Here is a 13,068-nt window from a genome sequence, read left to right as displayed (position 1 = left end):
TATCACCGTTAAAAAATGAGAAATATTAAGAATAAATAAGAAAATACAAGAAAACATAAGAAAAATACATCACATTTATATTTTATTATAAAAAAAGTCTTATGACAACTGGGTTTTCTCAGCATAAATTAAAGAATTTTAATTGAAAAATCCAGAAAAAAGTTGGCATAGAATTTGCTTATGTAAAAAAGGCAAGTCTACAAAATAAAAAGGGAGGATGGAAACATGGTAAAAGGCGATGATTACGCATTATCAAGAATTCCTATGGAAGAACGGCGTCCAATGTGGGAAGTGTTTATGATCCGTTTTGGAGCCGTGGTTACCCTATCGCAATTTATTTTGGGGGCAGCCCTCGGTTACGGGATGAGCCTGAAAGAAGCTTTGTTTGCGACCTTACTAGGTTCAGTACTTCTAGAAATTATTAGCTTTTTAAACGGTGTTGCGGGTGCTTGGGAAGGACTTTCAACTTCTCTTTTAACAAGATGGAGCGGTTTTGGTAGATTAGGCTCAAGCTTAATTGGGCTAATTGTTGGTATTTCGTGTATTGGCTGGTTTGGGATTCAAAATACCATATTTGCTGAGGGAATCAGTCAAGCCTTTGGAGGGGCAATAAATACTAAAATAATGTCGGTGATAACCGGTATTATCATAACATTACTGGTTGTGTACGGTTATAGAATGTTAAGTTATACCGCAAATATTGCAGTACCGGGCTTTTTGTTGGCAGTGGGTATTGCAACGTATCACTTATTAAGTAAGTATGACTTTAATGCTCTGTTAACCTCTTTACCCCCTGGTCCGCATTTAAATTTTGGTGTTGCAGTTACAATGGTTGCAGGAGGATTTATGGTTGGTGCGGTTGTTACTCCTGATTTATCGCGATATAACCGCAACGCTAAAGATGTTTTCTGGATGACCCTTTTAAGTATTTTTGCTGGTGAACTTTTAATAACTTTTATTGCTGTTTTAATGTCTCATGCAGTAAAAAGTTCCGATGTTATAACAATAATGTTAAATCTTGGAGGTTGGGTTTCTGCAGCCTTAGTAATATTTTCGACGATTAAGATTAATGACTTAAACTTATATGCTGCATCCTTAGGGATTGCAAATTTTCTTGATGCAGTTTTTGGTGTAAAAATTAGTAGAGCGCTTTTAACAATTATTATAGGGAGCTTAGGAACTTTGGGTTCGGTACTAGGCATCCTAGATAAATTTACCAATTTCTTGGTTATCCTTGGGATAGCAGTCCCACCGGTAGGTGGAATTATGGTTGTAGATTACTTTATATTGAAGAGATATAGAAAAGAACTTGAAGAAAGTCGAAAACTTGGTAGTTTACCAAGTGAGGTTGAGGATTGGAATCCAATTGCAATTATTAGTTTGGCTTTAGCATTTTCAGTAGGATATTTCTACAAAGGTGGCCTAAATCAAGCTTTAAATTCATTACTGGCAGGGATGATTTTCTATTTTGTGTTAATGAAAGTATATTTGGCAATTTCACCCACACAAAATGCAAAATTTCTTAAAAAAACAGAGGTTAGGGAGGGGTAATCATGGCAAAAATTGACGTGCAAATGGTGGAGGATATTGCAGTAGGGGCTGCTCTTCTTGGAACTGGTGGAGGGGGAGACCCCTATGTAGGCAAGCTTATGGCAATTCAAGCTTTACAAAAAAACGGTCCTGTAGAACTTATGGAGGTTGACGAGGTGCCTGATGATGCCTTGGTTGTTCCAGCGGCTATGATGGGAGCACCAACGGTTTTAGTGGAAAAAATACCATCAGGGAAAGAAATATTCAAAGCCTTTGACAGCCTGCAAAATTACCTGGGAAAAGAAATTTTCGCTGTTATTCCCATTGAAGCCGGTGGACTTAACTCCATGATTCCAATCACTGTAGCCGCAGAAAAAAAACTTCCCCTTGTAGACGTTGATGGAATGGGAAGAGCTTTTCCCGAACTACAAATGGTTACTTTCCATTTATATGGTGTTTCGGCCACCCCTATGGTTTTAGCCGATGAAAAAGGTAATTCCTTGCTTTTGAATACTATCAATAATTTCTGGACAGAAAACCTGGCAAGAAATGCTACGGTAGTTATGGGTGGGTCAGTAATGATAGCAATTTATCCAATGTATGGTAGAGATTTAAAGAAGGCTGGGATTCGAAACATCGTTAGTTACTCGGCGAAAATTGGCCGGGCAATCCGGGAAGCCCGTAAAAACGGTGATGATCCCATTGAAGCGCTGTTAAAAGCGACCGGTGGTTATACCCTTTTTAAAGGAAAAATTTCTGATGTACAGCGGCGTACTACTGGTGGTTTTGTCCGGGGAGAAGCTCATATCGATGGAATTGACCAGTATAAAGGGGAACTCATGACCATTGATTTTCAAAATGAGAATTTAATAGCCCGGCGCAACGGAAAAGTTGTAGCGACAGTACCGGATTTAATTTGTACTGTTGATGCCCATACAGCACTTCCGATAACTACCGAAGGTTTACGTTATGGTCAGCGCGTATTTATCTTAGGGATTCCCTGTGATAAAAAATGGCGGAGTGAAAAAGGGATAGAAACAGTTGGTCCGCGCTACTTTGGCTATGATGTGGATTATGTACCTGTAGAAGAACTAAATAAGGGTTAAAAGGGGGTAGGAGAAAGATGGAATATCGGCTTGGAATTGATGTTGGTGGAACCAATACCGATGCAGTTTTGGTAAATGAAATGATGGAACTTGTTGCAAGTATTAAAGTACCCACTACTAAAGATGTATCCACGGGGATTTTTGAAGCACTCCATCAGGTATTAGCTAAAAGTAATGTAGACCGCAAAAAAATAAAGTATGCCATGTTAGGAACAACCCATGCAACCAACGCCATTGTGGAGCGTAAAAGACTTTGCAAAACCGCAATTATCCGTATTGGACGCCCGGCTACAGAAGCAATTGCTCCCCTTGTAGCCTGGCCCAAGGATTTAGTTAAAGCGGTAGGAAACCATTATTACTTAATTGCCGGGGGCAATGAATTTGACGGCAGAGAAATAAGCCCCCTTGATGAAGATGAACTTAGGAAAATTGCTCAGGAAATTAAAGGTAAAGTTGAAAGTGTTGCGGTGGTCTCGGTTTTTTCACCGGTTAGTAGCAAACATGAATTACGGGCAAAAGAAATATTACAAGAAGTTCTGGGGGAAATACCCATATCTCTGTCTCATGAAATTGGCTCTATTGGCCTAATTGAACGGGAAAATGCTACAGTTTTAAATGCTGCTTTGGTGGAAGTTGCCCGGACTACTGCTAATGGTTTTAAGGAGGCTTTGGAACGGGAAGGAGTTACCGACGCTAAAGTATTTCTTTGTCAAAATGATGGAACTTTGATGTCAATTGATTATGCTATGCGTTATCCTATCTTAACAATTGCCTGTGGCCCAACAAACAGTATTCGCGGAGCTGCTTTTTTAAGCAATTTAGAAAATGCTATGGTACTGGATGTGGGCGGAACTACCAGTGACATTGGTATTATTTCGCAGGGATTTCCAAGAGAATCGTCAATTGCTGTAGAAATTGGTGGGGTACGGACGAACTTCAGGATGCCTGATTTAATTTCTATTGGGCTTGGTGGTGGAACTATTATCCGGGAGGAAAACGGTGAAGTTAAAGTAGGTCCTGATAGTGTAGGATACCGAATTACCCAAGAGGCTTTGGTCTTTGGGGGAAAAACTATTACTGCTACTGACATTGCTGTTCGTCTGGGATTAGCGGAAGTAGGTGACAAAGAAAAAGTAAAGGAATTACCTATAGAGTTTGCTGAGCGGGCATATGCCAAAATGCAGGAAATGATTGATGAAGCTATTGACAAGATAAAAACCAGTAAAGAACCGCAACCCCTGGTCTTGGTTGGTGGTGGGAGTATTATTGTGGGTGAGAAGATAAGCGGCGTAAGTCAAGTGATAAGGCCGCAAAACTTTGGGGTAGCGAATGCCTTAGGGGCTGCTATAGCTCAGGTTAGTGGTGAAGTGGACCGTATTTACTCCTTAAGCGAAATGACTAGAGAAGAAGCTTTAAAGGATGCAAAACAGCAGGCAACAAATGAAGCTATCAAGGCAGGAGCTAATCCTGAATCGGTAAATATTGTTTACGTGGAAGATATACCTCTTGCTTATCTTCCTGGAAATGCAGTAAGAATTAGAGTTAAAGCGGCGGGGGATTTAATTTAATTATTTTAAATAATTTTAAAAATCAGGGGGGGACATTTATGAAACTTAAGGTTATTATGCCTATTACCTCAAATGTATTTAATGAGGAAATTAAAGAGGAAGTTAAGCATTACGTGGGGTCTAATGACTCTTTAGATGTGGAGAATTTAAATTACGGTCCGGCATCAATTGAAAGTGAATTTGATGAGGCTATGGCTGTACCTGATATCTTAAACAAGGTAAAAAAAGCCCAGGCAGAAGGATTTGATGGGGTAGTTATTGATTGTTTCGGGGATCCGGGAGTAAATGCTGCCCGTGAACTTGTTGATATACCAGTTTGTGGCGGTTTTGAACCGGCTATGCAAATTGCTTTGGGGCTCGGTAAAAACATTGGCATTGTTACAGTTTTACCCAATGTAGTTTCCATGATACAGGATTTGATTTCCAAAATGGGAATTGAAAAACGGGTAAAGTCGATACGTTACGTAAACATTCCGGTATTGGACTTAGGGGATAAGCAAAAATTAGAAGATGAGCTTTTTAACCAAAGTTTAGAGGCAATTAAAAGCGATCATGTTCATGTAATCGTGCTAGGATGTACCGGCATGATGGGAATGGCGCATAACTTAATGCGGCGGTTAAAAGAGGCTGGTTATGATGTGCCGGTGGTAGATCCGGCTTTTGCTGCTGTGACTATGGTTAGAAGTTATGTGCAAATGGGATTAAAGCATAGTCGGTTGACTTACATGACGCCACCTGTAAAACCCTATTCCTGGTGGGGGAACTAAAAAAGATTTTGTTTTTCTTACTAAACCCTTTTAGGTAGAGAAACGGTAAGAAACCATGTAAAAATCTACTTAAAAGGGTTTTTTTATAGCTATGAGGAGCTAATTAAGGGAAATGATTTTAGAGGCTTTAGGCAAAGGGCGATTTCAGAAAAAAAGGTCTGCCTTAAAAAATTATTAGGGTTTATTTGGTTGGTGCTAAATTAAACCTTGAATTTTAATTTTTCTTTTCAGACAAAATAGCGAGGACACAAAATTTTTCGTTTTTTCATCTACTCCGCTATCCTTTTTGCTTTTTTTTCGTCTTAATTAGTGAATATGGTTGGCGCCGCCATATTGTGACAAAGTAAAAGAATTAACAGGAGGAGATCGGAGTGGCTAGAACTTTTAGCTTACAGGAACTACAAAAATATAATGGGTTAAAAGGTAATCCAGCTTATATTGCTTATAAAGGCAATGTATATGATGTTACAAAAATCTTTAAAAATGGAGAGCATGCGGGGGTTAAGGCTGGAACTGATATCACCGAAATTTTTAGTAAAAGCCCTCACGATGAAAACATTTTTGCTAATGTTCCGGTGGTTGGTGTTTAAGGTGAAGAGAGCAGTTTTATGAAAAAAATATTAAAGGTATCACCGCAAAGGGCGGATCTTATTTTACGGCTTGGTTTGGGGATTGTGTTTTTTGCTCATGGTGCTCAGAAATTGTTAGGTTGGTTTGGAGGCTATGGCTGGGCTGGAACCATAGGATTTTTCACAAAAACCCTGGGAATCCCGGCATTCCTGGCTGCAATTGCGATTTTAACTGAGTTTTTTGGCGGTATAGCTCTTATTTTTGGCTTATTTACTCGGCTGGCAGCTTTAGGATTAGCTATTACCATGCTGGTAGCTGCGCTGAAAGTTCATTTGGCTAATGGCTTCTTTCTAGATTTAAAAGGCCCTGCGGATGGGATTGAATATGTTTTTGTCCTGTTTATGCTGGCATTATATTTTGTCGTAAAAGGTGCCGGACAAATTTCTCTTGACTATCTTATTACCAAAAGGGAAAATTAAAGAAGCCCTTACTTTGGGCTTCTTTTCTCCTTTATAAAGAAGGGAGGGGTAAATATTGCATATAAAGGAAAATTCTTTTTGGCATGAATCCACTGAAAATACCCCCACTTTTGAAGAGGTGATTACGGAAAATGAAAACAAAATTATGAACTTACTTTACGGAATGACTGGAGATTATCACTTAGCCCAGGATTTGACCCAGGAAACATTTATTAAAGCCTTTAAATCGTGGCATAGTTTTAAAGGAAGAGCTGCAGTTTCAACATGGCTTTATCGAATTGCAGTAAACGTAGCCCTTGACTATCAACGTAAAAGGGCTGTTCGTTATGAACGAGTATCTGAAGAGATGGAAAGTTTAACGGTATCATTTAATAATTATGAACAGGATCCGGACAATGCTTGTCAGAAAAATGCTTTGAGAGACATTCTTTTTGCTTCAATAGCGAAGCTTCCTCCCCAGCAAAAGGAAGTATTTATTTTAAGGGAAATAAATGGCTGTTCGACAAAAGAAGTAGCTGCGATTTTAGATTGTTCTGAGGCTTTAGTCAAATGGCGCTTGCATAAAGCAAGGTCTGCCTTAAAAAAACTTTTGCAACAGGAACAATTTTATAAAAACGCTGGTAAGTTTAAGTTAAACGGTTTAGGGATTGAATAAAGTCTAATTTAAATTTATAATTTGGGGAAAAAGCCTGAAATTCCGCTAAGGATTTCAGGCTTTTAGTGTTATAATATTATGTGTTAAAAAAGAAGCACACTAAAAGGAGTGGAGACGATGGAATATAGAAAAATTGGCAAAAGTGGGATAGTTGTTAGCCGGCTTGGTTTTGGCGGGATTCCAATTCAAAGGGTGGATGTTCGTGAGGTACGGCCGGTTCTGGATGTTTTAAAAGATGGAGGCGTGAACTTTATTGATTCTGCCCGGGCGTATACGGTAAGTGAAAGTTTCATTGGGGAGGCGCTAAAACATGACCGCAAAGACTGGGTAGTGGCGACGAAATCAATGGCCAGGAGTTACTCTGACATGGCCCGGGATATTGATATTTCGCTTGCTGAACTTCAAACCGATTATATTGATATTTATCAGCTTCATAATATAAAAACCGAGGAAGAGATGGACAAGGTTCTAGCACCCGGTGGGGCTTTGGAAGCTTTGGTGGAAGCCAAAAAAGCGGGGAAGATTCGGGCTATAGGTATTACTACCCACAATAAAGATTTATTAAAAAAACTTTTAGCGGCTTATGAGTTTGAAACGATGATGTTACCGTTAAATTTAGTGGAAACTGATAAAGAAGATGCTTTTATTAATGCGAAAGATTTAGGAGTTGGTACCATTGCTATGAAGCCCTTAGCGGGGGGCTTTTTTGGGGAAAGTCAGGAGTTTCCGGCAGATGTGGCTCTTTATTATTTAAAAAACTTTTCTGCAGCAGATGTGGTTTTGGTTGGAATGGCGGAAGTGAACGAAGCTCGACAAAACCTTGAAATATTTAATTCGGAAGTAGATTTAGCCGCGAAGGTGGAAGCTTTAAAAGAAAAAGCTTCTTTTGCTGCCCGGGAGTTTTGTCGCCGCTGTGGTTATTGCCAGCCCTGCCCGGTGGGGATTGGCATTCCTACAATTTTTGTGTTAGAAACTTATTACGACCGCTATGGCCTTCCTGGCTGGGCAAAGGAACGATACAAAAACCTTGCAGTTAAAGCGGATGCCTGTCAGGAATGTGGCCTTTGCGAAAGCCGTTGTCCCTATGGCATTCCCATAAGAAGGAAGCTTAAAGAAGTTCACCGGAAGCTTGGCGTAGAGTAAGTAAAGCTTCTTTAAAATCTCCGGCTAGTGGGCAAGTCAAATTAATGGTTTCTTCAAATACCGGGTGGAAAAAGGAAAGGCGGTACAGGTGCAGAGCCTGTCGACTTAAAAGATTTAATTTTCCTCCGTATAAATCATCTCCAGCCAGCGGATGGCCTATGGCGGCAAAATGAGCCCGAATTTGGTGAGTTCTTCCGGTTAATATTTCTACCAGCAAAAGTGTATGTGAAGGAAAAAGCTTTAAAACCTGAAATTTTGTTAAGGCAGGTTTGCCGGAAACGGAGGCTTTTCGTTTTATGAAACTGTTTGGCTCTAAACCAAGCGGCAAGTCTATTATCCCTTTTTGTTGTACAATTTGCCCTTCGGCCAGGGCAAGGTAGGATTTTTTAATATTTCCCAGTTTTAAGTGGAAATTTAACATTTCTGCGATTAAACTGTACTTGGCGATTAGCATTGGCCCCGAAGTGTTTCGATCAAGACGGTAAATAGGATAAAAACCCTCAAAGCTTTCACTGTGTTGTTTATAATGTGAAAGTATGGCTTCCCTTACCGAAGGCGCTGGGTGGTATTTAACTGGATGAGCAAGGATGCCAGCGGGTTTATTGATAATTATCAGGTATTCGTCTTCGTATAAAAAATCTCCTTTATGCAATGATTCGATGCTAGTTTCGGTATATTTTTCTGCGGGAAGGGCGGGAAGTTTTATTACAATTTGCCCCTGGTTTTCAATCGGTTGGCTTAGAACTACCGGTTGATTATTTAGATAAACCGCCTGGTGATTTTTTAATTTCCTTAACTGTCTTTTACTTAAGCCGTAACTTTTTAATAAGTGTAAAACTGTTTTTCCTATAAATTCTGGTTTTATAGCAAGGCGTAGTTCCAAAACTATCCCTCTTTTTTGTTTTTTATTTTTATTTTTTATAGAGTAAAAATAAATGTCAAGCTTGAAATTAAAAGAGCAGTTGTTGTAGAATAAATTAAGCTTTAAATTTACATACTATGTTTGAATTTGCAGAAAGGGGTGTACATTATGAAAGTATCAGTGGACCAAGATCTTTGCGTAAGCTGCGGTTTTTGTGTGGACAACTGTCCGGAAGTGTTTTCCTGGAACGATGAAGGAAAATCCCAGGCTATTGCCGGGGATGTACCGGAAGATTTGGAGGAAGCTACCCGGGAATGCATTGAAGGTTGTCCCACCGAGGCAATAAAAGAATTATAATAGCAAAACGATAAAGCCACCCCCAAGGGGTGGTTTTTTATTTTTTTGTTTTTTGGTAAGATATAAAAGAGAATACGGGGGTGAGGGTTTTGAAAATAATTGTTTGTGACCGGTGTAAAACCACCCATACCGAAGGGCTTGTTTGTAAACACTGTGATACCGCTTACTGTTACGACTGTTTGGACTTGTTTCCCAATGGTATCAAATTTTGCAAAACCTGTGGAGAATTTATCTGTGACGAATGCTATGAAGGAATGGTTGAATGTGACCGAGAAAAAAGTCGCTAAAATAGTTTTGGAACTAAAAAAACTTTTTCCCGAGGCAAGAACCGAATTAAATTTCTCTACTATATTTCAGTTAGTAATTGCTGTGGTGTTGTCAGCTCAAAGTACTGACCGTCAGGTAAATAAGGTCACGGAAAAGCTTTTTTTATTAGTAAAAGAGCCAAAGGATTTGTTAGATTTGGGGGAAGAAGAGCTATCCCGGCAAATCCGTTCTTTGGGATTATACCGAAGTAAAGCCAAAAATTTAATTAAGCTTGCCAAAATCCTGGAAACGGAGTACCAGGGTCAAGTACCCGATAGCTTTTCTGATTTAATTAAACTTCCGGGGATTGGGCCAAAGACTGCCGAGGTGATACTGGGGGTAGGGTTTAATAAGCCTTCCTTTCCGGTGGATACCCATGTATTTCGGGTAGCCCGGCGTCTTGGTTTATCTAAAGCCAAGACTCCTACTGGCGTATCTTTAGATTTAAAAAAGATTTTTCCCCATCGATACTGGCTTGATTTACATCATCGCTTTATTTTTTTTGGAAGAAAAATATGCAAAGCAAAAAAACCAAATTGCGCTATCTGTCCCTTTATGGAATTCTGCCACAAGGAGGAGCTAAATGTTTAACATTGTACTAGTGGAGCCGGAAATTCCTTATAACACCGGAAATATAGCTCGTACCTGTGCTGCCACCGGTTCAACCCTTCATTTAGTGAAACCCTTGGGTTTTTCAACCGAGGATAAATACTTAAAAAGAGCGGGCCTTGACTACTGGGATAAGGTAAAGGTTATTTATCACGAAAACTTTCAGGAACTAAAAGAAAAGTATCCAGAGGGCCGCTTTTTTTACCTTTCTACCAAGGGTCAGCGTTATTACCATGAGGTAACTTATAAGCCTGGCGATTTTTTGGTGTTTGGTAAGGAGACCCGGGGACTGCCTCAGGAGCTTTTAGAAGCCAATAAAGAATTTACTTTCCGAATACCAATGTTACCGCAAATACGGTCGTTAAATTTATCGAATACCGTGGCCATAGTGGTTTACGAAGCTCTACGTCAAATACAATTTCCAGACTTTATCTAAGGTGATTTTGATGTCTAAGAATGCAAAAATGCCCCTTGGGGTTGTGTTAGGATTAATCTTTATGGTGCTGGCCTCCTGGTTCACTTTAAATATCCTTCATTTTAAGAATTTAAATAGTTCTGGAGGTTTTTCCAGCCTTCCAAGACCAATAGGTCGTGAACCGGTACTGGTAACCACTATTGGTCAGGGGATTGATGGACTTTTGGTGAGTGAGTATTTCCGTGATTTGCATGCTTTTACCGCTTTTCGGCAAAAGGCCGAAGCAGAAGATTTGCGCGATATGCGTACTTTTGTTTTGGTAATTGGTACAGAATTTGAAACTAATCAAAAGTTAGATAAGCAATTTCAAGAAGAATTAGCCCGTGAACAAAGGTTAATTACTAAAGCCAAAAAGCTTAATATTCCGGTGGTTTTAGTTTGTCTTCGAAATTATCCCAATTTAAACCGTTACGATAGAGCATTGTTTTCCCGGGCCCTTTTAGAAAGTGACTATGTGCTTTTAGTTGGAAACTGTGCTCTGGATAAGCTTGTTTCTGGATACAATGGTTATTATACCCGGGTTTTACGTTTGCAAGATTTAAAAGTTCCATTAAATAGTATCTTAAGGTAAAACGGTGGTAAAATGCCCAAAAAATTTTTCCAAATTTTATTTTTGGCAATTTTAATCTTGTTAGCTTTTCTTTTACCGTATAAAGCAACTGAGATAGCGCGGGTAATTGACCGTTTTATTATAGCTAGTATTTGGGAAGGACAAAGCTCAAAAGTATTTCAAGCAGTATTAATAGGTACTGGATATTACCTGGTGCGGGACTTAGGAGCTTTAATTTTTATCTTTTATTTTTTTGAATCATCTAAAAAGCTAAAACCTTTTTACAGGGCTTTTTTGCCGTTTTTGCTCTTAATTTTATTTTATGCATATTTATACTTTAAATTTCAAATTGGAGATTATGTTTTTGGTATTTTGGTTGGGATCGTATTGTATTTGTTATTTACTGGTCTAACTATCCCAGAAAATATTTTTTGGAGTAAAAGTTTTTTGGTATTACAAGTACTTTTGGCGTTTTCCTGGTTGAAATTTTCTCCGTTTATCAATAATTTTTTTTATAGCTTTGGAACTCCAGCGGAGGAAGTATGTTTAGTTGCTCAGTTTTATGGTGCGGATATTGCTTTAAACTGGATTGCGATAATTATGTTTACCATAATTATGATGACTGCTTTAATTTCAACCCTTCTCATTTCTATTTATTCCAACCAAATCGAGATCATGTCCCGACAAAAAGAACATGAATTGGAGGTTGAAAGATACCGGCTTCAAGTTCAAGAGGCCAGGGTTTTTCAAGAGCTTCACAGCTTAGTTCATGATTTAAAAACCCCATTAATGACAATTCAAGGTTTAAATTCATTAATTGGCTTGATGGTAGATACTCCCAAACTTAAAGAATATGTTCAAAAAATTGAACAAGCGGTGGAAAACGTCAATAAAATGGTGTCGGAAATTCTTTATGATGATGTAAGGAAAGTTATTACGGTAGAAGACTTAATAAATTACGTTCGGGCCCATGTTTTTCCAAAATACACCGGGCAGGGAATTTTTTTTGAGCTTTTAGACCAGGAGGAAAAGCTAGTAGTAAATCATATAAGAGTGGCCCGTTCTTTAATAAATGTTATTGAAAATGCCTTTGCCGCAACTGCCGGTAAACCTGACGGGAAGGTTACTATAAAAACCTACCGCCAGGGAAATTATATTTGCTTTGAAATTGCCGATAATGGAGTTGGTATACCTTTGGATATGCAGGAGGAAATTTGGACCTGGGGTTTTAGTCAAAAGGAAAAGAAATCAGGTTTAGGTCTGCCTTTTGTAAAAAGGGTAGTGGAGAACCATAATGGCTATATTGATCTGCAATCGGAAGTAAATCGCGGAACGACTGTAAGAATATTCTTGCCACTGGAGGGATATGGTGAAAATACTAATCATTGATGATGATGAAGGGATTCGGTATACTGTAGGGGAAATCGTGTCCTTTATGGGGTGGGAAGCAATCAAGGCGGAAAACGGGGCTGTTGGCGTGGAGAAGTTTGTCCGGGAGAAGCCAGATATAGTGCTGGTAGACTATCATATGCCAGCGTTAGATGGATTAGAAACGGTGGAAAGAATTCGCGAAATCGACCGTGTTGTTCCTATAATCGTTTTAACGGTGGATGAACGCCAGCAAATTGCCGATAAATTTTTAACGGCTGGGGCTTCTGACTTTGCTTTAAAGCCAATAAAAGCACCAGATTTGATTGCTAGACTCAAGGTTCATGCCCGGATGCTGGAAATAGATCGCTCTTCAAAGAAAAAAGAGCAAGATATATTTTTGGCTAAGGGGATTAATAAAAAAACCTTTGATTTAATTGTAGAATATCTTGAACGGCAAATTGAGCCCCAGACCATTGAAGAGATAACTGAAGGAGTAGGGCTTGCTTACCAAACAGTCCACCGTTACTTACTTTATATGGTAAATGAGGGGATTGTCAGTATTGAATGCGACTACGGTCGAATTGGACGCCCGAAGAATAAATATAAGTATTTACCCCGCCTTTAACCGGGAACTGGTAAAAAGATAGTAGACAGATAAAAGTCTACTATCTTTTTATTTTGTATAATAGAGAACAAAGGAGATGATGAGTATGCCATCAG

General features: G+C 39.0%; 16 protein-coding genes. 15 read left to right on the top strand and 1 reads right to left on the bottom strand.

Annotated features, from left to right (window positions below; genetic code table 11):
• The first annotated feature begins 225 nt into the window (after positions 1 to 225).
• The 8 genes from cpu_RS12380 (at position 226) to cpu_RS12345 (ending at position 7,818) form a co-directional block, all read left to right on the top strand.
• Complete coding sequence (locus cpu_RS12380; protein ID WP_075860294.1) at positions 226 to 1,551, top strand: purine-cytosine permease family protein; 1,326 nt, start codon at positions 226 to 228, stop codon at positions 1,549 to 1,551.
• A gap of 2 nt (positions 1,552 to 1,553) precedes the next feature.
• Positions 1,554 to 2,636: an S-methyl thiohydantoin desulfurase family protein gene (locus cpu_RS12375; RefSeq protein ID WP_075860293.1), complete on the top strand. Its 1,083-nt coding sequence runs from the start codon at positions 1,554 to 1,556 to the stop codon at positions 2,634 to 2,636.
• 17 nt (positions 2,637 to 2,653) lie between these two features.
• Complete coding sequence (locus cpu_RS12370; RefSeq protein WP_075860292.1) at positions 2,654 to 4,204, top strand: hydantoinase/oxoprolinase N-terminal domain-containing protein; 1,551 nt, start codon at positions 2,654 to 2,656, stop codon at positions 4,202 to 4,204.
• Positions 4,205 to 4,242: 38 nt separating this feature from the next.
• On the top strand, positions 4,243 to 4,971 hold the full coding sequence (locus tag cpu_RS12365) for an aspartate/glutamate racemase family protein (protein WP_075860291.1): 729 nt from the start codon (positions 4,243 to 4,245) through the stop codon (positions 4,969 to 4,971).
• 371 nt (positions 4,972 to 5,342) lie between these two features.
• Positions 5,343 to 5,561 (top strand): cytochrome b5 domain-containing protein, encoded by a 219-nt coding sequence (locus tag cpu_RS12360; protein ID WP_075860290.1) that lies wholly within the window; start codon positions 5,343 to 5,345, stop codon positions 5,559 to 5,561.
• 18 nt (positions 5,562 to 5,579) lie between these two features.
• Positions 5,580 to 6,020 carry a DoxX family protein gene (locus cpu_RS12355; protein WP_075860289.1) on the top strand — a complete coding sequence of 147 codons (441 nt, stop codon included), beginning with the start codon at positions 5,580 to 5,582 and terminating at the stop codon, positions 6,018 to 6,020.
• A 55-nt stretch (positions 6,021 to 6,075) separates the two neighbouring features.
• Positions 6,076 to 6,675: an RNA polymerase sigma factor gene (locus cpu_RS12350; RefSeq protein ID WP_075860288.1), complete on the top strand. Its 600-nt coding sequence runs from the start codon at positions 6,076 to 6,078 to the stop codon at positions 6,673 to 6,675.
• A 117-nt stretch (positions 6,676 to 6,792) separates the two neighbouring features.
• Positions 6,793 to 7,818, top strand: a complete 1,026-nt coding sequence (locus cpu_RS12345; RefSeq protein WP_075860287.1) for an aldo/keto reductase — start codon at positions 6,793 to 6,795, stop codon at positions 7,816 to 7,818.
• Here cpu_RS12345 and cpu_RS12340 read toward each other — a convergent pair.
• The gene (locus cpu_RS12340) at positions 7,784 to 8,701 is read right to left on the bottom strand and encodes an RluA family pseudouridine synthase (protein WP_159434016.1); all 918 of its coding nucleotides are present in this window, start codon (positions 8,699 to 8,701) and stop codon (positions 7,784 to 7,786) included. The two genes, cpu_RS12345 and cpu_RS12340, sit on opposite strands and share 35 nt — an antisense overlap.
• Before the next feature lie 147 nt (positions 8,702 to 8,848).
• Between cpu_RS12340 and cpu_RS12335 the strand changes: the two genes are divergently transcribed.
• From cpu_RS12335 to cpu_RS12310, 7 genes are all read left to right on the top strand, one after another.
• Positions 8,849 to 9,037 (top strand): ferredoxin, encoded by a 189-nt coding sequence (locus cpu_RS12335; protein WP_075860286.1) that lies wholly within the window; start codon positions 8,849 to 8,851, stop codon positions 9,035 to 9,037.
• Positions 9,038 to 9,126: 89 nt separating this feature from the next.
• Complete coding sequence (locus tag cpu_RS13405) at positions 9,127 to 9,324, top strand: hypothetical protein (RefSeq protein ID WP_077177352.1); 198 nt, start codon at positions 9,127 to 9,129, stop codon at positions 9,322 to 9,324.
• Positions 9,272 to 9,934, top strand: coding sequence for an endonuclease III (gene nth / locus cpu_RS12330; protein WP_234970253.1), 663 nt, complete (start codon positions 9,272 to 9,274; stop codon positions 9,932 to 9,934). The genes cpu_RS13405 and nth overlap by 53 nt, the downstream gene beginning before the upstream one ends.
• A complete protein-coding gene (trmL, locus tag cpu_RS12325; RefSeq protein ID WP_075860285.1) occupies positions 9,927 to 10,388 on the top strand; it encodes a tRNA (uridine(34)/cytosine(34)/5-carboxymethylaminomethyluridine(34)-2'-O)-methyltransferase TrmL in 462 nt (153 codons plus the stop codon). The genes nth and trmL overlap by 8 nt, the downstream gene beginning before the upstream one ends.
• A 10-nt stretch (positions 10,389 to 10,398) precedes the next feature.
• Positions 10,399 to 10,998 (top strand): DUF6305 family protein, encoded by a 600-nt coding sequence (locus cpu_RS12320; RefSeq protein WP_075860284.1) that lies wholly within the window; start codon positions 10,399 to 10,401, stop codon positions 10,996 to 10,998.
• Between the two features lie 12 nt (positions 10,999 to 11,010).
• Positions 11,011 to 12,366, top strand: a complete 1,356-nt coding sequence (locus tag cpu_RS12315) for a HAMP domain-containing sensor histidine kinase (protein WP_075860283.1) — start codon at positions 11,011 to 11,013, stop codon at positions 12,364 to 12,366.
• A complete protein-coding gene (locus tag cpu_RS12310; RefSeq protein WP_075860282.1) occupies positions 12,347 to 12,973 on the top strand; it encodes a response regulator in 627 nt (208 codons plus the stop codon). The genes cpu_RS12315 and cpu_RS12310 overlap by 20 nt, the downstream gene beginning before the upstream one ends.
• Positions 12,974 to 13,068: the final 95 nt, after the last annotated feature.

This window comes from Carboxydothermus pertinax, from assembly GCF_001950255.1.
In the GTDB taxonomy this organism is placed as follows: Bacteria; Bacillota; Z-2901; order Carboxydothermales; family Carboxydothermaceae; genus Carboxydothermus; species Carboxydothermus pertinax.
The sequence above is the reverse complement of the archived record's forward strand: the minus strand, read 5'-3'. Positions and strand labels throughout refer to the sequence as shown.